Origin of the sequence: Paraflavisolibacter caeni, assembly GCF_025628885.1 — a bacterium.
Taxonomy (GTDB): Bacteria; Bacteroidota; Bacteroidia; order Chitinophagales; family Chitinophagaceae; genus Flavisolibacter; species Flavisolibacter caeni.
Map to the genome: position 1 here is coordinate 600,178 of NZ_JAOTIF010000001.1, position 23,819 is coordinate 623,996.

Below are 23,819 nucleotides of genomic sequence, written 5' to 3' on the forward strand. Positions count from 1 at the left end.
AAAGGAGTAGTAAACCGTGAAAAAGTGCATACTTACCATTCTTATTTCACTTCTGACCATAGCAACTTTTGCCCAAAGAGGCCGTCATGTACCTCTTGGCAGGGAAGAACAGCTGGATCAAAAATACACCAGTGGACTTTTCAGCACTGTTGATGGAACCTACTTTGACCTGGTGAATGACAATAATGCCATTGGGGCCAATAGCTACTTTAATGTACTGGATTGGTTGCAAGGCAGGGTGGCTGGCCTCCAGGTATATACCAACAGAAACATCCGCATTCCTTATCTGCGCAACCAACCCGCTGCCATCTTTGTTGATGAAATCCGTGTAGATGCCGGCTTCCTCAATATGTTGCCTGTGCATGACATTGCCATGATCAAGGTTATAAAAAGCCCGTTTTTGGGAGGATGGGGTGCGCCTGGCGGTGCCATTGCCATTTATACCAAGGATGGTGATGAAGGAGAAGAAGTGGAATAGCTGGCCAATGCAAGACAGGTGCTGAATGACATTCAAAGCCCGGCAGGAGCAGAAAAGAGGCATAAGCATTAACTTTAATAAGTGAAAAGTGAAAGGAACTGGCTGACCCGATTTCTGATCCTTCGGATGGTTGGAGTCATCTATGGGGTAGCTTTCCTTGTGGCTGTGCGGCAGATCCTTCCTTTGATCGGCTCTAAGGGCCTGACTCCTGTAGGGCCTTACCTGAAGCGGGTGAGTCGTGTATTGGGCTCTCAAAGAGCCGCCATCAGGCGCTTGCCTTCACTTTTCTGGTACCGGCATTCTGACAAAGCTCTTTTAACAGTATCCTGGACCGGATTGGTGCTTTCCTGCGTGGTCATTGCAGGATATGCCAATGTCCCACTGCTGATCGCGCTCTGGGTTCTTTATCTATCTATTGTTCATGTAGGGCAGGAGTGGTATGGATACGGCTGGGAGAGCCAACTTACAGAGACCGGATTCCTAGCTATTTTTCTATGTCCCTTACTTGACATGCATCCATTTCCCCGTAACGCACCGCCCTTGCCCATCATCGTTCTGTTCCGGTGGCTGATCTTTCGCATCATGCTTGGTTCAGGGTTGATCAAGATCCGCGGGAATGTGGTATGGCGTGAAGGCACCGCCCTCTATTACCACTTCGAGACCCAGCCCATTCCCAATCCCCTGAGCCGGTGGTTTCATTTCCTGCCACGTCCAGTTCTGAAAATGGGCGTGTGGTTCAATCACCTGGCCGAACTGGGTGCGCCATGGTTTGTGTTCTGGCCACGTCTAGCAAGGCAGGTTGCGGGGGCAGTGATCGTAATCTTCCAGGGCAGTATTATCCTTAGCGGCAACCTCTCAATCTTAAACTGGCTGACGATCATCCCTGGCCTGGCCTGTATGGACGATGGCTTCTGGGCAAAGGTGCTGCCCCGCTGGCTTGTCCGCAAGGCACAGATTGCTACTGTCCAAGCCAGGGTATCCATTCCTCAGCAAGTAACCGCTTATATAGTAATGGCAGTGGTTGGCTTTCTGAGTTATCGTCCTGTCAAGAACCTAGCCTCCAGGCGGCAGGTCATGAACACCTCCTTCAACCCGCTGCGCCTTGTCAATACCTATGGGGCCTTCGGAACAGTGGGAAAGGAACGTTTCAATGTGGTGTTTGAGGGAACAAGCGACGAGTATCCCAGCGACAGAGCCGACTGGAAACCCTATATCTACAAAGGCTTACCAGTCGCCCTGGACAAGCGGCCACCCCAGATAGCGCCCTACCAGTTGCGCCTTGACTGGCAGATGTGGTTCGCCGCTATGGGGTCGCCTAACAGGTATCCCTGGACGCTGCATCTAGTATGGAAGCTCCTTCATAATGATCCTGGTGCTGTGGGTTTGTTTGCTGTCAATCCCTTCCCTGACAAGCCACCGCGCTATATCCGGGCAGTGCTGTATCATTACTGCTTTGCACCTCCGGGTAATCCCGAGGGCCTTTGGTGGGACCGTGAGCCAATCGAACTCTGGCTTCCAGCTATGTCCGCTGATGATCCGCGCTTGCTCGGTTATTTGAAAATTGAAGGATGGGTTGTGTAAGAGGTTATTGAAACATACTAAACGAGTGGTTTTGCTGTCTATATTGACCAGGCGTCAGACTGGTAACCTTTTTAAAGATTCTTGAGAAATGGGGCAGGCTTTCAAATCCTGTTTCTTCTGCTATTTCAGAGTAGGACTTATTGGTAGTTGTAATTATGTACTGTGCTCTTTCAATCCTCTTTTCCTGAACGTATGCATGAGGTCTCTCTCCAGTATATTGTAGGAATAACCTTGAAAAATAATCCAGGTTCTGGTTCGCCCTTTTTGCCAAATTCACAACTGTAAGGTCCTTATCTAAATTGAGCTGTATATAGCTTATTGCCTCTAAGATTTTTGAGGGAATGGAAGCCGCATTTTTTTGTTTGAATTTCTCTGAATCTAAGAACCTGGAGAGCAATTGTAAAATAATCCCCTGGGTTTCCAAGTATACAGCATCACGCTGCATGTTATTTAATTCCTGATACTCTTTGTAATAGACATTCTTCTCGTATACTTTGGGGTTGTCTGAACGGTTGATACCCCTGCCAGGGTTTATTTGCAGTATCCTTTTAAAGTTAGCAATATCTATATCATTTGCCTGTACTTGCATCAGCGTCCGGTTGTTGGAGAATAAAGAGATACCATCGGGCGATTCTTCAAATAAATGAAGAAAATATTGGCTTAGCGTAGCTGAACATTTCAAATTACATAAAGTGAAACTTGGGATTATGTAAAGGTATCCGGCTTCTAGTTTTATAGTTTCTTTCGAGCTTAATATAAAGCCTTCTCCTTCATCAATATAATATATACGGTAATAAGGGCTTATTACATTGGTATAATTCCATTTATGATTTAATCGTACATGGTCTACATGCAATAAAGAGAATGAGTGGTTTAACCATCTTCTGCTCATAATTAATTTCTCTGGTAAACAAATTTATAAAAATAGTCGGATTCAGATAAAAGAAAGTCTAATACAGATAACAGTTCCGGTGTGCACCATAGTTAACTTTGATCATACAATTGTAAACCTTTTGTTTATTAATAAACGAGCAGGATATTCTAATAAAAAAAACTGGGTTGTATTCATGAACAACAGGCCAGTATATCAAGTTGCGTATGAAAAAACATTGTCTAGCCCTGGATCTTAATGAAGATCCTGCTCTTATTGCTGAATATGAAGCCTGGCATCAAATGGTCTGGCCTGAAGTGAAAGAAAGTATTATAGATAGCGGCATACTGAATATGGAGATTTTCCGGACTGGCAACCGGCTGTTTATGATCATGGAAACAGATGAGTCATTTTCGTTTGAGCGGAAATCTGTAATGGATGAGGCTAATGAAAAGGTGCAGGAATGGGAGCGTCTCATGTGGAAATTTCAGCAACCACTTCCCTGGGCGAAGGCAGGGGAAAAGTGGATTTTGATGGATAAGATATTCCAGTTATAGGAGCAGCAAGTAAAAGTGGGATGAGGGGCTGTTTGAATGCATATTCAATGAAAACAGCGAAAACGAGCTTTGCCATCATTCTGATTACTTCTCTTTTCTTCTTATGGGGCTTTGCTTTGAACCTGAATCCTATCTTGATTCCGCATTTAAAGAAAGCCTGCCAGTTGAGTGATGCCCAATCAGCCTTCATTGATTCGGCTTCTTATATTGCTTATTTCTTGTTGGCTATTCCGGCCGGTAAATTCATGAACCGTTTTGGTTACAAGGGCGGTATTATCCTTGGCCTTCTCTTATTTGCATTTGGAGCCTTTTTGTTTTATCCAGCAGCTGCAACAAGGTCTTATGCATTTTTTCTCAGTGCCTTATTTATTATAGCTAGCGGGCTGGCTTATTGGGAAAAAATATTGTTACAAAAACACATCAAATCTATTTGGCGGTTACGAAAGTTAAATTGTAGTAAATAGTAAGATTTTCATATGGCAAACAATCCAAAACGTTCCTGTTTCTACAGGGATGTTCTTTCAAAAGAAATCTAAAACTATCCACCTCATTTAACTAAGCAGCCTTTTGGTGCCATCTTTTCTTAAATTTAAAAAATAGTCATGAAAAATTGCTTGCAAACCTGGAGGAAACCTTTCTTCTACAAAAAGGGAATTATACGTTCCCGAAAAAGCCTTAGGCCTTATCTTCTTATAGCTTTTAGTTTCTTATCATCCATTTTGTATGCCCAGCACATAATAAAAGGTCGGGTGACTGCCGGGGATTCAATTTTAACAGGTGCTACCATTCAAGTAAAAGGAACCCAAACAGCTACGCAAACAGATGCGAACGGTAATTTTACAATTAGTGCCCCACCAAATGCTACGCTCTTAATTAGCTCAGTTGGTTATGGAAATGAGGAAGTGGCCATAGGGAATAGGACAGCTTTAAATATTCAATTGCAATCTACTACCCAAAAATTGAGTGAAGTAGTTGTGGTAGGGTATGGTACGCAGGTTAAAAGAAAACTAACAAGTGCTGCAGTTAGTATTTCGGGAGAGGAATTGAATAAGCGGGTTGCGACCAATCCTGTTACTTTACTTCAGGGTCAATTGCCTGGATTGCAAGTAATACAAGGATCGGGAGAGCCAGGTAATGAAGGGGTGAGTTTGCGGATCCGGGGTGTTAGCACATTTAGTGGTGCTGGTAATGACCCTTTAGTGATTATAGACGGTTTGCCGGGCAATTTGACTGTATTGAATCCAAATGATATTGAATCTGTTACTGTATTAAAAGATGCTGCTTCTGCAGCTATTTATGGGTCAAGAGGTGCCAACGGTGTAATAGTTGTGAAAACAAAGAAGGGAAAAGGAGCTTTCTCTCTTCAATATAATTACAATTTAGGCATTTCAAATCCCACCAGCCTTCCTGATGTCATTAGCAATTCTGCAGAATATATGGAATTGTCAAATGAGGCATACAGAAACTCAGGCCGCCAGCCATTATATACACAGGCGCAAATTGATTTATATAGAAATGCAACTGACAGGGTTAAGTATCCCAACCATAAGTGGCTGGATGATCTTTTTCAAACAGCCTATACCCATAATCATTATTTAAATCTTAGCGGTGGTAAGGAAAATACTAGTTATAGTCTGGGTCTTGGATATACTGATCAACCAGGAACGATGATAGGATTTGAGTATAAGAAATATACCATGGATCTTGGTTTATCATCAAAAGTTAATAAGCGTATAACAATTGGTACGAATCTGCAAGCTCGTTACGGTGACAGGAAATACCCACCCCAAGGTTCGGGTGATATGTTCCTCTCTACACTTGCTCAATCACCACTTTATCCACCAAAGTCACCTGATGGTAAGTGGATCAAAAGAGCTTACCCAAATGAGCAGGGAAATAAAAACACTGTGGCATTAGTGGGCGAAGATGTTAGGGTAAGATCAGATGATTATTATTTGCAGGGTAACCTTTCTATGGATATAGAAATTTTAAAGGGATTAACCTGGGAAAACAGGGCTGGATTGAATTATAATTCATTTAAATCAAATGATTTCAGGCCGGTCGTGCAAACTTATTTTTATAACGATATGAGTTCGGCAGGACTATTGGATGTTGGAACACCTGGATTGAATGTGGGAAGAGGTGATAATATTTACACTGTTTATTATAGCCAATTAAGCTATAAGAAGATGCTGGGCGATCATAATGTTTCTGCCTTTGGCGGCTTCCAGCAGGAACATAACCAGGCCAGCAATCTTAATGCCGGTCGCACCCAGTTTACAACCAACCTTTTAAGAGAGTTGAATGCAGGGCCAACTAATGGAATGACCAACAATGGTACCTCTTCTGAATGGGCAATCCGTTCTCTGTACGGAAATGTGAATTACGATTTCCAGGATAAATATCTTTTAGGTTCTAGTATCCGCTATGATGGAACATCCCGTTTACCAGAAGATACCAGGTGGGGTTTATTTTATTCATTTTCGGGAGGATGGAGAATTTCAAAAGAATCCTTTTTACAAGATGTACGTTGGTTGAATGATTTAAAAATCAGGGGTTCCTGGGGCCAGCTGGGCAACCAGAATATCGGTACTTATCCTTACCAGCCTACCCTCAGTAACAGGGACTATGTGTTTGGAGGCACAATATCACCGGGTTATTCTGCAAGTACATTGGTTGATCCCGGCTTAACATGGGAAACCACCAGGGTCATTGATATAGGAATGGATCTTACTGCATTTAATAATAAATTCTCTTTAACGGCAGATTGGTTCAACAAATACACCTTTGATATATTGAGAACTTCTCAAGTGCCACTTTGGTTGGGTTTAAATGCGCCTACCATCAATGATGGTGCAGTTAGAAACAAAGGATTAGAATTTTCCGCACAATTCAGAGATAGAATCATTAATGACTTTTCTTATAATGTTGGCGTTAACTTCCAGACGTACAAAAACACATTGGAAGAATATGGTAAAACCGAAATTGGTAATACAACCATTAGGGAAGAAGGGCACCCGCTGGATGAATATTATTTGTATGTTTGGGATGGTATCTTCCAAAGCCAGGAAGAAATTGATAAATCACCCAAGCAACCAGTGACACCAACACCAGGTGATTTAAAAATAAAAGATATAAGCGGAGATGGAATAATCGATGACAAAGATCGTACTTATATAAGCGGTAAATATCCTTCTTACCAGTATGCAGTCAATCTTGGAGCCAATTGGAGGAATGTTGATTTCAGCGCCCAGTTATACGGATCGGAAGGCCAAAAAACTTATGTCACCGGCTGGGGTATAGAACCTTTCAGGCAAGGATCTGTTCCTACTACTGATTGGAGAAACAGGTGGACACCAACCAATCCAACCAATTCAATGCCAAAAATATATGTAGCAGATAGTTATGCACCGGTTCAGAATTATCGTTCTACTTATTTTTTGAAAGATGCATCTTTTTTAAGGCTGAAGAATATCCAGGTAGGTTATACGCTACCTACTGGTTTGGTTGCTAAAGCTGGAATGAAATCAGCAAGAATATATTTTTCTGCCGATAACGTAAAAACGTTTAGTAAATATCCAGGCCTTGACCCAGAAAGAGGAGGGGATGGTAACTATGTAACCTACCCGCAAATCAGGACTTTTATTTTTGGTGCCAATGTTCAGTTTTAACGACCTCTTAAATTGTGTAATATGAAATCTTATTCAAAATATATCATACACTATTGTTTCATTGCTTCTTTGTTTTTTAGCTCCTGTAAAAAGGACTTGTTAGATGTGACTCCTCCAGATCAATTATCTACTACTGTTTTTTGGAAGACAGAAGCAGACGCAGACCTGGCATTAACAGGTTTATACAATTACCTATATGCTAGCGGTGGAGGTTATGCAACTTCGCAATACACAATCGTGTCTTGGGATAATTACAGTGACGATTCTTATGGCCAATATAATTATGGTGGTGGTACATCTGCGCTTAGATCGGGTATTACGCCTTCATCAAGCGAATTTGTAGCGAACTATTATGTCAATAATTATCGTGCTATTGCAGCTATCAATTCATTTCTTGCCAATGTTGGTAAAGTGCTTTCGGGGAATAAATTAACAGCTTATAAGGGTGAAGCCTATTTTCTAAGGGCCTTCAACTACTTTTGGCTTGCACAATTGTATGGAAATGTACCTATTGTTAAGGATGATCCGTTTGGGATGGATTATAAAAATGGATTAGCTAAATCAGAAAGAGCTGATGTACTTAAGTTCATAGAAAGCGACCTGGATTCAGCCATTGCCGCCTTGCCAAATACAACTTATAGTTCGGGTCATGCAGTAAAAAGCACTGCACAAGGTTATAAAGTAAGGGTGTTGCTTTTTGAAAAAAAATATGCAGAAGCGGCTGCTCTTGCCAAGCAAATTATTACTGACAATTTTTATTCTTTGAATCCCAATTATGCATCTAATTTTTATAAGCCAGATCAGAACAATAGTAAAGAAATTATGTTTTCTGTGAAATACCTGCTTCCCAATATCCAGCACCAGGATGTTGCTATTGCGGTTCACTTGCAAAGATGGAAAGGTGAGCTGGGTACCAAGGATCTCATCAACGAATATGAGGCTGGAGATCCGCGAAAGACCATGACGTTTTTCATGCCCGGTGATACCAAAGCTGAAGGGTGGCCATTTACTGGCGATCTTTCAGTAGCCACTCCAGGAAAAGACAGTTGGATAGAAGGTTATTATGCTGTAAAAAAATGGTTGACACCTGGCTTGGTGAATCCAGATTATGGTGCTTTGGATGATAATGATTATGTCTTGTTACGTTTTGCAGACATCAAGCTGATGTATGCTGAAGCTCAAAATGAAGCAGTGGGACCGGATGCCTCTGTCTATCAGCAGGTTAATGAAGTTAGAGCCAGGCCAGGTGTTAATATGCCGCCACTACCGCAAGGTTTGTCAAAAGATCAAATGAGGGAACGTATAAGACATGAAAGAAGGGTGGAATTTGCTATGGAAGGCTTACGTTATTTTGATTTGAGACGATGGGGCATAGCAGAACAAAAGTTAAATGGCTTCATTCCCAATCCGTTGGCTCCTACTGTTAAAACAAAATATGAGAGTAAGTATGAGTTCTGGCCTATTCCTCAAACTGAAGTTGATCGAAATAAACCAGTACTCGTTCAAAACCCTGGTTATTAAATCGGTTTTGATTCTGATTCGGATATTACAGGAACGTAGTAAAGTACAATGTATTTAGATTGATACCATTTTAAGTTAGGTTAGTAATGTTTTTAAGTTACTACCTAATTTAAAATGGTAGTATTCTGCCAAGGCAAAAAAGCATATTATACAGTTGTTCATTTATTAATGCATATTCAATGAAAACAGCGAAAACGAGCTTTGCCATCATTCTGATTACTTCTCTTTTCTTCTTATGGGGCTTTGCTTTGAACCTGAATCCTATCTTGATTCCGCATTTAAAGAAAGCCTGCCAGTTGAGTGATGCCCAATCAGCCTTCATTGATTCGGCTTCTTATATTGCTTATTTCTTGCTGGCTATTTCATAAAAGAGAGGCCACCTTAATGAGCAGCCGCAATGCAACAAGAGAAGACTTTCAACATGTGATTGCTTCTATGAAGAGTAAAGAAGTAGATCCGACACCTTATATTACACACAGGGTTTTGTTTGATAAGGTGAAAGATGAATTTGAACAGTGGTTAAATCCAGCCAATGGAGTTATTAAAGCAATGATTGAAATCGGCTGATCAAGAATAATTTCTTCAATTTTTTAAAAATAAAACGATATAAAATGCCTATCTCAAGAAGAAACATTTTAAAGAGCCTTGCCATAGGGGTTCCTGCTTTGCAACTGAATCCTGCTCTTGCATTAAGCAATACGGGTACCAAAGTTCCTACTGAACTTTTGCCTATAGATAAGGGACAATTTGAAGGGACAAGGGCTTCCTTAAGGAGTTACCAGATTCCGGATTGGTTCCGCGATGCAAAGTTTGGCATCTGGGCGCACTGGGGCCCACAATCGGCTGTTGAAGCTGGCGACTGGTATGCCCGTAACATGTATATCCAAGGTAATAAACAATACGAACACCATGTGAAAACTTATGGTCATCCATCCAAGTTTGGATTCAAGGATACCATACCTGCCTGGAAAGCTGAAAAGTTTGATGCCGATTACCTGCTTGGTTTATATAAAAAAGCTGGTGCTAAATATTTTATGACTATGGGTGTGCACCATGATAATTTTGACTTGTGGAACTCTAAACATAACCGCTGGAATTCTGTGAATATGGGACCAAAGAAAGATATAGTGGGCCTCTTTAAAAAAGCAGCACAGAAGCATGGTTTAAAATTTGGTATCAGTGATCATTTATGGGTTACCTATAAATGGTTTTCATCCAGTAAAGGGAGTGATAAAGATGGTCCATTGGCAGGAGTTCCTTATGATGGTGCAGATCCAAAGAATTTTGACTATTATGGCCGGTGCGAAGAAGTGTTTAATCGCAAGCTTGATTGGGATGAAAATGGTATTCCTGAAAGTTGGAAGAGGCATTGGTTCGATAGGATAAAAGACCTGGTTGATCAATATGAACCAGATCTTTTGTATTGTGATGGTCATATGCCTTTTGAAGAACATGGCTTAAGCATATTAGCGCATTTGTATAATAAAAGCGCTAATAAAAATGGCGAAAAAACACAGGCGGTATATACCAGTAAGAGACCCGAAGATTCGGCTCCGGGAACTGGCATTTGCGTATTTGACGTAGAGCGTGGTGTAGTGGAGAGCATCTGGCCGCAGCCATGGCAAACCGATACCTGTATTGGAGACTGGCATTACAATAGGGAAAGAGTAGGTCGTTATAAATCAACAAAAACAGTAGTTGACCTGTTGGTAGATATTGTAAGCCGTAATGGAAACCTGATGCTCAACTTCCCGTTACCAGCAAGCGGTATGCTGGATAACGATGAATTAACGGTTCTGGATGGGATAACAAAATGGATGGCAGTAAACAGCGAAGGCATTTATGCAACAAGGCCTTGGAAGATCTATGGAGAGGGTCCGCAATCACAGATAACCAAAAATGAAAAAGAAGTGAATTCGGCCCAGCAATTTAATGAAAGAAACCGCAAACAATTTACACATGAAGATGTCCGGTTTACTACTAAAGGCAAGGACTTGTACGCTTTCTTTATGGGCTGGCCAGAAGGGCAGCAAGTCGTGATCAGACCTTTGTCTACGAACAGCGAGCAGAAAGTGGGCAGGATTGATAATGTTGAATTACTCGGCCATGGAAAGGTTCAATTCACAAGGGATAATGAAGGTTTAAAAGTAATATTACCTGCTCAAAAGCCATGTGAAAATGCTTATACTTTAAAGGTTACCGGTGTTGATCTTATATAGTTCATACAAAGATTAATATTCCGAAGTCTAACAAAGAAATGACCAGGACAAACATGTCAACCTATATCATCAGAAATTGATATCTATCTCTTATGACAAAACGATTCATGCATTTACTCTTTGGCGCTTCTGTTTTCATGTTCCAACATACTTTACCTGCAGAAGCTCAAATAAAGGCGACCTCTAAAGAAACGCTACCCGCCGCGAAGTCCGGCATGCCGCAACACGATCCTCCGATTACAAGGCCACTCAACACAGCAATAGGCGAAGCTGGAAATGATTACGGTTTCGATATGGCGCCGGAAACAACACTTAAGGTAGTAGAGGGGGCAGTAAAAAAGATTCCATCTAAACTTCCGCCTGGACCTTTTAAGCCATCTTGGAAATCCCTGCAAGCCAATTATCAAGTGCCCTCATGGTTTGTGGGAGCAAAGTTTGGTTTGTTTATGCACTGGGGGTTGTATTCAGTACCTGCTTATAAAAGTGAATGGTACGAAAAGCACATGTATGGCAATAAGGATATGATTGCCTGGCATAGCGAACATTTCGGGCCGCAGGACAAATTCGGTTACAAGGATTTCATACCGTTATTTAACCAGGAAAAATTTGATGCAGATGCGTGGGCGGAACTATTCAAAAAATCGGGGGCAAAGTTTGTAATTCCAACTGCTCAGCATCACGATAATTTTGCCATGTGGGATAGCAAGGTTACGCCTTACAATGCCAAACAAATGGGGCCAAAACGTGACCTCATTGGCGAACTATGCAAAGCAGTGCGTAAACAGGGCCTTAAATTCGGGGTATCTAATCATGGGATAGAAAACTTCCAGTTCATCAATCCCCCTGCTGACATGCTGGAACAGATGAAAGCGGAAAAAGCTGACCTTTTCGACCCGAACTGGATAGGCTTTTACAACGTAGCTGATCGAAGCGATACGGCTTGCCAGAATTTTTTAGTTAACTGGTTTGAGCGCAATGTAGAACTGATTGATAAATACCAGCCCGATATGTTATGGTTCGACAATGGTATTGACCAGCGTTACCTTGACCCTTTAAAGCTTCAGATAGCAGCTTACTATTACAACCGTGCAAAACAATGGGGTAAGGAAGTTTCGATAAGCACTAAAAAAGCGGCCTTTGCACCTGCAGGCACCAATATTACAACCATCGGCTCCATTCTTGATTTTGAAGGAAGAATCCCGCCGGGCATACGCACAGGGGTTTGGCAGGTAGACAGTAAGATCGGTTCTACCTGGGGATATACCAGTGATATGGGTGTGGCAAGTGCGGCATCGATTATTGGAACGTTAGTAGATATTGTAAGTAAGAACGGCACTCTTCTTCTCAATCTTTCACCAAAAGCAGACGGTGTCATTCCCCAGGAACAGCAGGAAACTTTGCTCGATATTGGTAAATGGCTTGATGTGAATGGCGATGCCATCTACGGTACGCATAACTGGATTCAATTTGGCGAGGATGGGCCGCATAAGATCCGCTTTACTGTTAAAGGAGATGCGCTCTATGCCATCATCGTTGGTAAATGGCCCGGTGCTTCAATACTTATCTCATCTCTTGCACAAGGTCAGTCGCTTCAAGGTAAGATCACCTCCGTTACTATGCTGGGCTCAAAAGGTCAGCTTACCTTCAGTCAGAATGCTACTGGTTTAAAGGTAAATTTACCATCCGTCCCACCTTGTGATGCTGCTTATGTTTTAAAAATTACTGGACTAAAAATGAATTCACCCACATGGACAGCAACCGGAAACCCTATAAATAAATAACTATCGCTGGTGTCAAAACAGTTGATCGACACCATCTATGCTAAAGCATATATTTATTAATTCAACTGTTGGATCTTAGACATAAACCAGATCCTACCCGCAGTACAGCGGTAGGAGGCGCTCAACGTCCAATGGACAGCAGCGGTTATAGAAAAGAATATTTCATGATGCGCTATTAGGAGTTCCATTAAACCAACGGGCTTCTCTACTGGAACCAAATTGATGTTTGTCTTCAACAAGATCAACAGAGGCTTCTGTGTAGATACCAAAAGGTGAAGGACCTGAAAAGAAATCAACATATACTTTCCCCACCTGGCCACCTCCAAATTCTACATAGCACGTGCCATCTCCTTTATAAGGTAATGGTTGTTCTCCATCCCTAAATTCTTTAACAATGGATGCCGCAGCAATTTTTGCAGCCCCTTCTGCAAACACGCCGGCTTTAGGTGTACCTACGCTGTTTACATCGCCAATAGCATATACATTAGGATATTGGGTTTTAAGATTTGTCCGGTCAACAGGGATCCATCCATTCACCGTCATACCGCTTTTCTCAACCACTTCCGGAACACAATGTTTGGGAATTCCCAAAAACAAATCAAAAGGCATTTCAGTTTCATCATCAAGAATTGCAACCTTATGCGATGGATCAATGGCCTTAATAAAATGTTTGGGAATGAAATTGATATTGCGTTCCGCAAAAGCTTTCAGTAATGCTTTTGATGTATCCGGGGATGGGGGAATTGGCAATCCAAAGGGCATGACAATACTAATTTCACATTCATTGCGGATACCACGCTGGGTAAGATAATCATGCATGAGCAGAGCTGCTTCACTTGGCGCAGGAGGACACTTGAAAGGGGCAGAGCACACTCCTACAATTACCTTACCCTTTGAAAAGGTAGGCAGTGCATTTCTTAAACGTTCTGCACCTGCAAAAGAATAAAATTCATTCCCACCTTCTGCAAGTCCTGTTGTTGCCGCAATATCGTAATCCGCACCCAACGCAATTACCAATACATCGGCTTCGTATGTGCCATGCTGTGTTGTTACAATTTTTGCTACAGGGTCTATGAAAGTTATGGTGTCCCGGATAAATTTTACACCAAGTTTCCGGATGTTGTTGTAATAGAGTCGTACATCTTCAGGTGCTTTTTGACCGAACATGACATCTAACTTTGAGAATCCGAAAAAGAATGAATCATTTCTATCTATTAGGGTAAGATCGAGCTGATCTCCCATTTTTTCAGAAAGAATGGTGCTGAGTTCAAGACCTCCGAATCCGGCACCTAAAACCACGACACGTAGTTTCATATGAATATTTTTTAGAGCGGTTATAGATCTGATCTATCATTTAAATGTAATCCAAACAAAAATGTAATCAAAGCAATTTGGGGTTCGCTATTTGATTCTCAGGCTCTTAGGTGTGTAATGAAGATGATAACTACTATATTAATGAAAAATGGTACTATTTTAATTATTGTTGGTAGTGCTATTGAGTAAGTGGCCTTAAAATCGTATTATAAATTGAGTGTTGTCATTCAATTAAGTGTTCATTTGCTTAATTTTGAAAGCCCTGGTAAATTTTCCGGGAAGCGGCCAATCAGGATTCATATGGATAAGAACGCTTTAAGCGATGACAGACTCTTGTTGCAGCAAATTGCAGAGGGCCATGAAAAAGCCTTTGCGGTCCTGGTGAGCCGTTATTGGAACAATATTTATGGTCAGGCTCTTACCTATTTGAAGTCATCCCATCAGGCACAGGATATTGTACAGGAAGTATTTATAAAGATTTGGGAAAAACGGGAGACGCTTCCTCAAATTGAGCGTTTTGATTCTTTTTTGTTTATCACGGCCCGAAACCACATTATTAGCGAACTAAGGAAGAAGTTAGCTAATCCGCTTGATCCGGATGTTGTGGATGTTTATAAGGAAGAGCGAGTTGTTCCTGACCAGCAGCTTTCTTTCAAACAGTTGCAACAACATTTGAAGACGGCCGTTGAATTGTTGCCCCAGCAACAGAAAACAGCTTTTTTATTAAGTAGGGATGAAGGGCTTTCTTATGAAGCGATTGCAGCGCAGATGAATCTGTCGAGGGAGACGGTAAAAAAACATATTGGCAGGTCATTGAATTTCCTAAGGACATACATGCGAACACATGCTGAGGTAAACCTTACCATATTTTTTATCATTTTACTAAACTCGGTTAAGTTTTGAAAAAGTCTAAATACAGGTACCCCTATTGTCAATTCAATGCGTCTTTAATTATATTGAAGATTGCTGTGCCGTTAAGGTCTCAATCTGAAAAAATATGAATAAGATATCTGTTGAAGCTTTATTGGAAAAATACTTGTCAGGATCTCTTTCTGAGGAAGAGCGTGTGCAGCTAAACAGGATGCTGGAAGAAAAACAGCACCAGGAGCAATTGGAGGCTATTTTAGATAAAGAACTGGAGGAACACACATTTGAGTCTGATGAAGACAGTGCGTTATTAGGCCAGATCCAGGAAAATGTACAAAAGGCGATCAGGAGGGAAGAGAAATCGGCAAAAGTGGTGCGCATGAATTGGCGTCGAATGGCGGTGGCGGCAGTATTCATTTTATTACTTGGTTCAGGGGCTTTTTGGTTGTGGAAATCACAAAAGACAAAACAGGAAATCGCTATCAGCACACAACCCAAAGTAAATAAAGATATTGCTCCCGGCAGTAATAAAGCCATATTGCGACTGGCTGATGGAACTGAAATTGTGCTGGATAGTGCCAGGAAAGGAACTTTGGCGCAGCAGGATATGGTGAAAATTATAATGCTTGATAACGGTCAAGTATCTTATCATTCTCAGAATGGCAAGCCGAATGAAATTTTATACAACACGATCACCACGCCTAAAGGTGGGCAGTACCAATTGGTTTTAGCAGATGGAACAAAGGTTTGGCTTAATGCTGCCTCCAGCCTTCATTTCCCCGCAGCTTTTGCCGGGAAGGAAAGGGTGGTGGAGCTAAAGGGTGAAGGATATTTTGAAGTGGCCAGGAATATTACTATGCCTTTTCATGTTCGTGTCAACGGGACGGACATACAAGTGTTGGGTACTCATTTTAATATCAATGCCTACAATAATGAATCGGCTATGCTTACCACTTTGCTGGAGGGAAGTGTAAAAGTTTCTAAAGGCACACAAACCCGTATGTTGAAACCCGGACAGCAGGCTGCGATAGGTAGGGGTGAGCAAATCCTGGTAGAAAATGATGTAAACCTTGATGAAGTAATAGCCTGGAAAAATGGCCTGTTTCAATTTCAAAGTGCTGATCTGGAGACCATTCTGCGCCAGGCGTCCAGGTGGTATGATATAGAAGTTGAATACAGGGATAAAATTTCGGAGCGGTTTTCCGGACAGATCTCAAGAAATGTAAATATCTCGCAGCTTTTAAAGATACTAGAACTTACAGGCAAGGTGCAATTTGAAATAGAAGGCAGGAAAATCATCGTGAAATCTTAATAAAAACTAAAGCTGCCATTATTAACGCTGCCATAATTTTAAAATATGATGTTCCTTAAGAAAATCCAAACCAAAACTATCTGCTTATTGTTATCTTTTATTTCCTTAAACGTCTCTGCACAGCAAGGTAGAATTGTAAAAAATATTTCAGGAAATAACTGGAAACTGTGGCTGGATACTGCAGCCCAGTGGAAGAATGATGTTTTATACACGCCTCCGGTTGCTATACAAAAGTTACCTGTCAATAAACCCACTGGTGGGTGGGCTGCACTTCAGAGCGCTAACGGTAAAATGGTTCATCTTCCTGCAACCGTTGAAGAATTTTACTGGGGTAATAACGGTAATCCCTTTGGTGTATCGGGTAATTATTTGGGTGTTTCCTGGTTTACCACAAAGGTTGCGTTACCTGCAACATTAAAGGGCAAACGCATCACACTCCAGTTTGAATCAGTACGTTTCAGGGCCGAAGTCTTTGTCAATCAAAAGCTGGTGGGCTATGACCTGGTGAACAGCACACCTTTTGAAGTGGATATTACAGATGCTGTTGTCTATGGTAAGGAGAATGAAGTTGCTGTGCGCATCACTGATCCCAATGGGAACTTTGACTGGCGTGATTCTCAAAATTTTATGTGGGGGGCTTACAGGACTCAGCCTACTCACGGTTTTGGAGGCATTACTGGCAAGGTGCAACTTGTAGCTACGGATAAGGCTTACATCAGCGACATCTTTGTGAAGAATAAGCCTAAGGAGAACGAGGTTGATGTAGCTGTTACTACTGAAAATGTTTCAGGTCAACCTGTAAACGGCGCTTTGCTGATACAGATCAAAGAAGCAAAAGGTGCGCAGAAAATGGTTTTTCAAAAACAATATAGCGTTCAAAATGTTGCAGACGGAAGCAACACCCAGACTTTTACAATCGCTCTTAATGACGCCAAGCTTTGGAGTGTTGATGATCCAAACTTGTATGTACTTACTGCTACTTTAAAAAGCGGCAGTTCTATTGATACTTTAAACAAGCGCTTTGGTTTCCGTTGGTTCGAAGTAAGGGACGTAGCCGGTGATAAACAATACTATCTTAACGGGAATCGCATTGTACTGCGTACCTCCATTAGCTGGGGCTTCTGGCCAATCAATGGCATTACCCCGTCAGATAAATTGGCTAAAAAACAAATTATGGTTGCCAAGAGCATTGGATTAAATATGCTCAATTTCCACCGCACCATTGGTCAGCAGATTGTATTGGACTATGCTGATGAATTAGGGCTTCTTTACTTTGAAGAACCTGGCGGCAACCAGTATCCTGCAGATCGATTCAATGCTACTGATTCGTTGGGTAAGATGCAGGCAAGTTACTACTTCACTGTCCGCAATGAAAAGTTGTTTCGTATGATCCGCCGCGACCGCAATCATCCTTCACTTGTCATTTATAATATGCATAATGAACGTGGTGCACAGCCGCAGGAGCAGGACAGGCAACAAATGCTTGCTGCACACAAGTTGGATGAAACCAGGATCATTACATACAATTCCTCTAATGGTGATATCAAGATGGGACCAGATCCACGCTTCAAACTTCACTTACTTCCTTATGATTTTACATTCAGGGATTATGGTTGGTTTGACCAGCACCATGCAGGAGGGCCTGGTACATATCATGATAACTTATACAGTAGTCCGACCAAATACCTGCGCTATACTGATCATAAAGACGAGATCATTTACTATGGAGAGGAAGGCGCCATTGGTGCTCCGCCGAGATTGGAACTGATCAGGGATGATATTTTGAAAAGAGGAAAGGATATTGGCTGGGAAAGCGATGCTTACCTGAAGTGGTATGAAGCCTATGACAATTTCTTAAAAACAAAAGGTTTCAGCAAGGCATTTCCTTCTGTAGATGCATTGACCAAGGCAATGGGTAATGTAGCTTATTATTACCAGGGCAGGGCTATAGAAAACATCCGCATCAACAACATTGTTGATGGTTATGCAGTAAATGGCTGGGAAAGCATGAAACTGGAAAACCACTCTGGTATTGTTGATAACTATCGTAATCCCAAGGGAGATGTAAACCTGATTGCCCGATATAATCAACCGCTTTATGTGGCAGTGAAGATGAACCGCAAGGTATTGGCTATTGGAGATACTACAGTGGTAGATCTATTCATCGTGAATGAAAAGGATGTGAAGGGTGACTTCGAACTCAATGTGAAAGCAACTGATGGAGGTGGAAAGGTTGTGTGGAGCAAAACGGTACCAGTAAAGGTTTCGGGAGGTATTAAATATGGAGAATTACTGACGCAAGGTTTGATGTTTGTTCCATCTTCGGAAGGTTATACAACAATTACAGCTGAATTGAAAAGAGGTAATAGAACAGTTGCTACAGGAGATGACCAATTGTTCGCTGTTCGCCTGGATGCTACAGGCGTTCCTGCTATGGGAATGGTTGCTGATACCAGTGGAGTGTTGACCAACTTTTTACAATCTGCAGGTGTCAACAACTTCAAAGAGTTTAAAGACGGAAGACCAGAAGGGAAATACCTGGTGGTTGGAGCATTCGAGCCTCAGCAAACTGGTAATCCTTTGGTAACAGAAATACTGGAATGGGTAAATGAAGGTAATACTTTGATTGTTGTAGGAAATATTGAGAAGTGGGCTACTTTCTTAGGTCGTAAGGAAGTAATCGATTATCGCGGTCTGAAAGAGTTGGGTACCACATGGTATGGTGGTAATTACTTTGTAAAGCAGCATCCTTTATTTGCAGGGTTGCCACAGAATTGTGTGTTTAATTGGGAATACCAATGCTTTGCTACTTACAATAAAAACCGTTTAGGTTTGCGTATTTTCAATGGAGAAACCATTGTAGGATGCGTGTCCGATCACAAGCAGGAAGTATATTCTGCGTTGAGTGTGATACCACATGGAAGAAGGAAAGTGATCTTGTCTGCCCTGGATCTATTCTCTTGTTTGAAAGATGTGAAGATGGAAAAGAAGGCGGAAGGAGATGGCGAGAATGCTGCCATGACTACTTTCAATACGTCTCAAAAAAATGCTGCTAACGTGGTAGGACTGCAATTGTTGCTGAATATGTTGAAGTATGCAGAGCAGGCCAAGTCTCTCCCCAGTCCGCCTAAGGCGGATAGCGCCAGCGCTGCGGAGCCTGTGGCAAACAAACATTAGGGCCATTGGTTATAAACTATAAACAATTCAACTTTTAATTATTACTATAGAACTACTGATGAAAAGAACTTTGTTTGCTTTTGGTTGTGTAGCTGCTTTGAGTGCAGCAGCACAAAAAGATGGTGGTGTGGCCACTAAAAATGTGGCAGTACAGAAGCCCTTTGTTTCTAAAGTCTGGGTTTCTGACCTGGGCAATGGTACTTACAAAAACCCGGTGCTTCATGCCGACTATTCTGATCCTGATGTATGCAGGGCTGGAGATGATTATTATATGACCTCTTCTTCCTTTGAAGATATTCCTGGTTTACCAATTCTTCATTCTAAGGATATGGTGAACTGGACTTTAATCGGATATGCTCTTAAACGCCAACCACCTTTTGAACATTTTTCCAAACCCCAGCATGGGAATGGTGTGTGGGCTCCGGCCATCCGCTACCACAAAGGGGAGTTTTACCTCTATTACCCGGATCCGGATTTTGGCATCTATCTTACCAAAGCCAAAAATCCCGCTGGTCCTTGGAGTGAGCCAGTGCTGGTGGAAGGCGGTAAAGGACTCATCGATCCCTGTCCGCTCTGGGATGATGATGGGCAGGTGTACCTGGTGCATGCCTATGCCGGCAGCAGGGCAAGTATCAAAAGCATTGTGGTGGTTAAAAAAATGAACGCGGAGGGTACCAAAACCCTGGATGCGGGTGTGATGGTTTATGACGGTCATGAACTGGACCCTACATTTGAAGGCCCTAAGTTTTACAAGCGTAATGGGTACTACTACATCTTTGCTCCGGCAGGAGGTGTTCCTACAGGATGGCAGCTGGTACTGCGCTCAAAAAGCGTGTATGGACCCTATGAAAGAAGGGTAGTGATGGACCAGGGCTCTTCTCCCATCAATGGACCCCACCAAGGGGCTTGGGTAACTACCCCTACAGGCGAGGACTGGTTCTTCCACTTCCAGGACAAAGAAGCCTATGGCCGGATTGTGCACCTGCAACCGATGAAGTGGGTAGGTGACTGGCCAGTGATTGGCGTGGACAAAGATGGAGATGGCAAAGGAGAGCCGGTGCTGACCTACAAAAAGCCCAATGTGGGCAAGAGTTATCCCATAGCTACTCCTCCGGACAGTGATGAATTTAATGGGACAGTGTTGGGGCTGCAGTGGCAGTGGATGGCCAATCCCAAGGGCACCTGGGCGTTCTTGAATACAGCCAAAGGAAGCTTAAGGTTGTTTTCAGATAAGGCAGACAGTGCCCGCAATCTTTGGGATATGCCCAATGTGCTGTTGCAGAAATTTCCCGCAGAGGAGTTCATGGTGACTACGAAGATGATCTTTACCCCTAACAACAAGCTGGAAAATGAAAAGGCGGGACTGACCATCATGGGCTTCAGCTATGCCAATGTGGCCTTGAAGAGCAAAAAGGATGGGATTTACCTGGTTTATACATTGGGTAAGGATGCCGAAAGAGGTAAACCTGAAGTGGAGCAGGAGATAATGAAGATGAAGGATTCCACTGTGTTCTTCAGAGTGAAAGTGAGCAAGGGTGGAAAATGTCGCTTTAGTTATAGTGTGGATGGACAGAAGTACACAGAAGTGGGCGAGGAGTTCACAGCTGAAGTAGGCAGGTGGATCGGTGCGAAGGTGGGGCTGTTCTGCACCAGGCAGACCCAGATCAATGATGCAGGTTATGCAGACTTCGACTATTTCAGGGTAGAGCCTATTCAGTAATCTTTAAATACAGAAAGCAGCAACATAAAAGTTGTAAATACTAATACATCCGCCGTTAAAAATAAGGTTGTATTCGAAAATGGGGCAAGCGCAGGAATATTCAATATCAATTAGTATTAGCAAAGAATTCAAAACAGGTTAAGACAATTTATAAGTTTATCATGATCCGGTCGTATATTCTTGTTTTGCTGCTCATTTATGGGCAAGCGTTTTCGCAAAATAATCAGTTATCCAATTTAAAACTTTGGTATCAACAGCCTGCATCGAACTGGAATGAGGCGCTTCCCATTGGTAATGGCCGTTTGGGAGCTATGATCTTTGGCAATGTTGCTCAGGAACAATTGCAGCTCAATGAAGAAACCGTATGGGCCGGAGAGCCAGGCAACAATGTGGTGGAGGGCCTGTATCCAACCATACAGGAAGTTCGCAAATTGATCTTTGAAGGAAAGTATAAAGAAGCGCAGGAACAGGCGAACAGCAAAATACCCAGGCAGGTTGCTCCGGATAATAATTATGGCATGCCTTACCAGCCTGTAGGTAATCTCTTTATTCATTTTCCTGGCCAGGAAAATGCAACAGACTATTACCGTGATCTGGATATTCAAAATGCCATAGCTACAGTTTCTTACAAAGTTGGTGGGGTGGTCTACAGGCGTGAAATCTTTTCTTCTTTTCCTGACGGGGTGATCATTGTAAGGCTGACTGCCAGTAAACCTAAAAGCATTAACTGCAACCTGGTGATGAACAGTCCGCATAAAGTGTACAATGTGAAAGCTGCGGGTAGCAAACTTATACTTTCCGGAAAAAGCGGTGATGTTGACAATAAAAAAGGGCGGATACAATTTGAGGCGCAGGTGCAGCCCAAAGTAGAAGGGGGAAGCGTGCGCACAACAGATAGCAGTCTGCAAATCAGGGGTGCTGATGTAGCCACTCTTTATATTTCCATTGGTACTAACTTTAAGACTTATAAAGACCTCAGTGGCGATGCAGCCGCAAAAGCAGCAATGTTCCTTTCTAATGCTGTGCGCAAGCAATATGCTACAGCCAGGGCAGAACATATCAAGAGTTTCCGCAAGTATTTTGACCGGGTTTCTTTGGATCTGGGTGTTACGGAGGCTGCAAGAAAGCCTACCAATGTCCGTATAGCGGAATTTGCTTCAGGCAATGACCCACATTTAGCGGCGCTTTACTTTCAATTTGGACGTTACCTGTTGATTTCCTGTTCCCAGCCAGGTACGCAACCAGCCAATTTGCAGGGTATCTGGAATGATAAGGTGTCCCCACCCTGGGATAGCAAGTACACCATCAACATTAACACAGAAATGAATTACTGGCCTGCCGAAGTCACTAATTTGCCAGAAATGCACCAGCCGCTTTTCGGCATGCTTAAGGATCTGGCACAGACCGGGAAAGAAAGTGCCTCCAAAATGTACGAGGCGCGGGGTTGGGCTGTTCACCACAATACTGACCTGTGGAGAATCACTGGTCCGGTAGATGGTGCTTTTTATGGCTTGTGGCCCATGGGCGGAGCCTGGCTGAGTCAACATCTATGGCAGCATTATCTGTACACCGGTGATAAGGCTTTTTTAAAGGAGGTATACCCTGTTGTAAAGGGGGCAGCCATTTTTTACGTGGATGTTTTGCAGGAAGAACCTAAAAACAAATGGCTGGTGGTGGCTCCTTCCATGTCGCCGGAAAACTCTTACCAGAGTGGTGTTTCTATAGCTGCCGGGACTACCATGGACAACCAACTGGTGTTTGATGTATTTTCCAATGCTATCAGGGCGGCCCAGATATTGGGTACTGATGGCGCTTTTGCTGATACCTTACAAACCATGATCCAAAGACTGCCACCTATGCAAATAGGCCAGCACAGTCAATTGCAGGAGTGGATGCAGGATTGGGACAGGCCCAATGACAAGCACCGTCACATTTCGCATTTGTATGGCTTGTATCCAAGTAATCAGATCTCTCCATACCGCCATCCGGAATTGTTTGACGCGGCCAGAACTTCCCTGGTGTACAGGGGTGATGTATCGACCGGCTGGTCCATGGGCTGGAAAGTGAACTGGTGGGCACGCCTGCTCGATGGAAATCGAGCTTACAAGCTGATAGCCGACCAGTTGACGCCTGCGCCTATAGAAGCAAAAAGTGAACATGGCGGTACTTATCCTAATTTATTTGATGCCCATCCTCCTTTCCAGATCGACGGTAATTTTGGTTGTACGGCAGGCATTGCCGAAATGCTGCTACAGTCTCATGATGGAGCTATTCATATTTTGCCAGCCTTGCCAGATGCATGGCCCAATGGCACTGTAAAGGGGCTTGTGGCGAGAGGAGGTTTTTTGCTGGATATAAGCTGGAAGGAAGGGAAAGTTAGCCAGGTGAAGGTGACGTCTAAATTAGGAGGTAATTGCAGGATCAGGGTATATGATCCACTGAGCGTTTTGGGCCAGGTACCATTTAAAGAAGCAAAAGGGGTGAATCCGAATTCTTTTTATACCGTAGCGCAGATTAAGGACCCCCTCATTTCAGAGAAGGCAAAGTTGAATAAACCTCAATTGAAGAAAACGTACGAGTATGACCTGTCAACACAGGCAAATAGGGTGTATATACTTAGGTCATTATAAAATAGTAAAACAAAAAAACTGTTTCGAATGGCAAGCAAAGGAGGGGGGAACCCCTCCTTTTATTTTTAATAAAATAAGGTTTGAGAAATGACTGACTGGAGCGTTGTAACAATTCTTTAC

Annotated in this window: 17 protein-coding genes; 15 read left to right on the top strand and 2 right to left on the bottom strand. The window is 42.6% G+C overall.

Going from position 1 to position 23,819, the window contains the following annotated elements; genetic code table 11:
• Positions 1-16: 16 nt before the first annotated feature.
• Both OCK74_RS02520 and OCK74_RS02525 read left to right on the top strand, forming a co-directional pair.
• A complete protein-coding gene (locus OCK74_RS02520) occupies positions 17-478 on the top strand; it encodes a hypothetical protein (RefSeq protein ID WP_279295410.1) in 462 nt (153 codons plus the stop codon).
• 81 nt (positions 479-559) lie between these two features.
• Complete coding sequence (locus OCK74_RS02525) at positions 560-2,059, top strand: lipase maturation factor family protein (protein ID WP_279295411.1); 1,500 nt, start codon at positions 560-562, stop codon at positions 2,057-2,059.
• Between the two features lie 4 nt (positions 2,060-2,063).
• On the opposite strand, the gene OCK74_RS02530 is transcribed toward OCK74_RS02525, so the two are convergent.
• Positions 2,064-2,951, bottom strand: a complete 888-nt coding sequence (locus tag OCK74_RS02530) for an AraC family transcriptional regulator (RefSeq protein WP_279295412.1) — start codon at positions 2,949-2,951, stop codon at positions 2,064-2,066.
• Positions 2,952-3,157: 206 nt separating this feature from the next.
• Between OCK74_RS02530 and OCK74_RS02535 the strand changes: the two genes are divergently transcribed.
• The 8 genes from OCK74_RS02535 to OCK74_RS02570 all read left to right on the top strand — a co-directional run bounded on the left by OCK74_RS02535 (position 3,158) and on the right by OCK74_RS02570 (position 12,679).
• Positions 3,158-3,487 (top strand): L-rhamnose mutarotase, encoded by a 330-nt coding sequence (locus OCK74_RS02535; protein WP_279295413.1) that lies wholly within the window; start codon positions 3,158-3,160, stop codon positions 3,485-3,487.
• Positions 3,488-3,534: 47 nt separating this feature from the next.
• The gene (locus tag OCK74_RS02540; protein ID WP_279295414.1) at positions 3,535-3,951 is read left to right on the top strand and encodes an MFS transporter; all 417 of its coding nucleotides are present in this window, start codon (positions 3,535-3,537) and stop codon (positions 3,949-3,951) included.
• 138 nt (positions 3,952-4,089) lie between these two features.
• Positions 4,090-7,158: a SusC/RagA family TonB-linked outer membrane protein gene (locus OCK74_RS02545; RefSeq protein ID WP_279295415.1), complete on the top strand. Its 3,069-nt coding sequence runs from the start codon at positions 4,090-4,092 to the stop codon at positions 7,156-7,158.
• Positions 7,159-7,179: 21 nt separating this feature from the next.
• Positions 7,180-8,679 carry a RagB/SusD family nutrient uptake outer membrane protein gene (locus OCK74_RS02550; protein ID WP_279295416.1) on the top strand — a complete coding sequence of 500 codons (1,500 nt, stop codon included), beginning with the start codon at positions 7,180-7,182 and terminating at the stop codon, positions 8,677-8,679.
• A gap of 179 nt (positions 8,680-8,858) precedes the next feature.
• Complete coding sequence (locus OCK74_RS02555) at positions 8,859-9,047, top strand: hypothetical protein (protein ID WP_279295417.1); 189 nt, start codon at positions 8,859-8,861, stop codon at positions 9,045-9,047.
• A 16-nt stretch (positions 9,048-9,063) separates the two neighbouring features.
• Positions 9,064-9,246: a hypothetical protein gene (locus OCK74_RS02560; protein ID WP_279295418.1), complete on the top strand. Its 183-nt coding sequence runs from the start codon at positions 9,064-9,066 to the stop codon at positions 9,244-9,246.
• A gap of 44 nt (positions 9,247-9,290) precedes the next feature.
• Positions 9,291-10,898, top strand: coding sequence for an alpha-L-fucosidase (locus tag OCK74_RS02565; RefSeq protein ID WP_279295419.1), 1,608 nt, complete (start codon positions 9,291-9,293; stop codon positions 10,896-10,898).
• Between the two features lie 92 nt (positions 10,899-10,990).
• Complete coding sequence (locus tag OCK74_RS02570) at positions 10,991-12,679, top strand: alpha-L-fucosidase (RefSeq protein ID WP_279295420.1); 1,689 nt, start codon at positions 10,991-10,993, stop codon at positions 12,677-12,679.
• A 162-nt stretch (positions 12,680-12,841) separates the two neighbouring features.
• On the opposite strand, the gene OCK74_RS02575 is transcribed toward OCK74_RS02570, so the two are convergent.
• A complete protein-coding gene (locus tag OCK74_RS02575) occupies positions 12,842-13,993 on the bottom strand; it encodes an NAD(P)/FAD-dependent oxidoreductase (protein ID WP_279295421.1) in 1,152 nt (383 codons plus the stop codon).
• Between the two features lie 300 nt (positions 13,994-14,293).
• On the opposite strand from OCK74_RS02575, the gene OCK74_RS02580 reads away from it, so the two are divergent.
• The 5 genes from OCK74_RS02580 (at position 14,294) to OCK74_RS02600 (ending at position 23,699) form a co-directional block, all read left to right on the top strand.
• Positions 14,294-14,896: an RNA polymerase sigma factor gene (locus OCK74_RS02580; RefSeq protein WP_279295422.1), complete on the top strand. Its 603-nt coding sequence runs from the start codon at positions 14,294-14,296 to the stop codon at positions 14,894-14,896.
• A gap of 94 nt (positions 14,897-14,990) precedes the next feature.
• Entirely contained in the window at positions 14,991-16,172 is a 1,182-nt protein-coding gene (locus OCK74_RS02585) for a FecR family protein (protein WP_279295423.1), read from the top strand.
• An 87-nt stretch (positions 16,173-16,259) separates the two neighbouring features.
• The gene (locus OCK74_RS02590) at positions 16,260-19,349 is read left to right on the top strand and encodes a glycoside hydrolase family 2 protein (protein ID WP_279295424.1); all 3,090 of its coding nucleotides are present in this window, start codon (positions 16,260-16,262) and stop codon (positions 19,347-19,349) included.
• A gap of 58 nt (positions 19,350-19,407) precedes the next feature.
• On the top strand, positions 19,408-21,069 hold the full coding sequence (locus OCK74_RS02595) for a glycoside hydrolase family 43 protein (protein WP_279295425.1): 1,662 nt from the start codon (positions 19,408-19,410) through the stop codon (positions 21,067-21,069).
• Positions 21,070-21,230: 161 nt separating this feature from the next.
• Complete coding sequence (locus OCK74_RS02600) at positions 21,231-23,699, top strand: glycoside hydrolase family 95 protein (RefSeq protein ID WP_279295426.1); 2,469 nt, start codon at positions 21,231-21,233, stop codon at positions 23,697-23,699.
• The last annotated feature ends 120 nt before the right edge of the window (positions 23,700-23,819 follow it).

Coding starts and splice junctions, on each gene's coding strand:
- OCK74_RS02530 (WP_279295412.1), bottom strand. CDS start 2,951: ATGAGCAGAAGATGGTTAAACCACTCATTCTCTTTATTGCATGTAGAC.
- OCK74_RS02535 (WP_279295413.1), top strand. CDS start 3,158: ATGAAAAAACATTGTCTAGCCCTGGATCTTAATGAAGATCCTGCTCTT.
- OCK74_RS02540 (WP_279295414.1), top strand. CDS start 3,535: ATGAAAACAGCGAAAACGAGCTTTGCCATCATTCTGATTACTTCTCTT.
- OCK74_RS02545 (WP_279295415.1), top strand. CDS start 4,090: ATGAAAAATTGCTTGCAAACCTGGAGGAAACCTTTCTTCTACAAAAAG.
- OCK74_RS02550 (WP_279295416.1), top strand. CDS start 7,180: ATGAAATCTTATTCAAAATATATCATACACTATTGTTTCATTGCTTCT.
- OCK74_RS02555 (WP_279295417.1), top strand. CDS start 8,859: ATGAAAACAGCGAAAACGAGCTTTGCCATCATTCTGATTACTTCTCTT.
- OCK74_RS02560 (WP_279295418.1), top strand. CDS start 9,064: ATGAGCAGCCGCAATGCAACAAGAGAAGACTTTCAACATGTGATTGCT.
- OCK74_RS02565 (WP_279295419.1), top strand. CDS start 9,291: ATGCCTATCTCAAGAAGAAACATTTTAAAGAGCCTTGCCATAGGGGTT.
- OCK74_RS02570 (WP_279295420.1), top strand. CDS start 10,991: ATGACAAAACGATTCATGCATTTACTCTTTGGCGCTTCTGTTTTCATG.
- OCK74_RS02575 (WP_279295421.1), bottom strand. CDS start 13,993: ATGAAACTACGTGTCGTGGTTTTAGGTGCCGGATTCGGAGGTCTTGAA.
- OCK74_RS02580 (WP_279295422.1), top strand. CDS start 14,294: ATGGATAAGAACGCTTTAAGCGATGACAGACTCTTGTTGCAGCAAATT.
- OCK74_RS02585 (WP_279295423.1), top strand. CDS start 14,991: ATGAATAAGATATCTGTTGAAGCTTTATTGGAAAAATACTTGTCAGGA.
- OCK74_RS02595 (WP_279295425.1), top strand. CDS start 19,408: ATGAAAAGAACTTTGTTTGCTTTTGGTTGTGTAGCTGCTTTGAGTGCA.
- OCK74_RS02600 (WP_279295426.1), top strand. CDS start 21,231: ATGATCCGGTCGTATATTCTTGTTTTGCTGCTCATTTATGGGCAAGCG.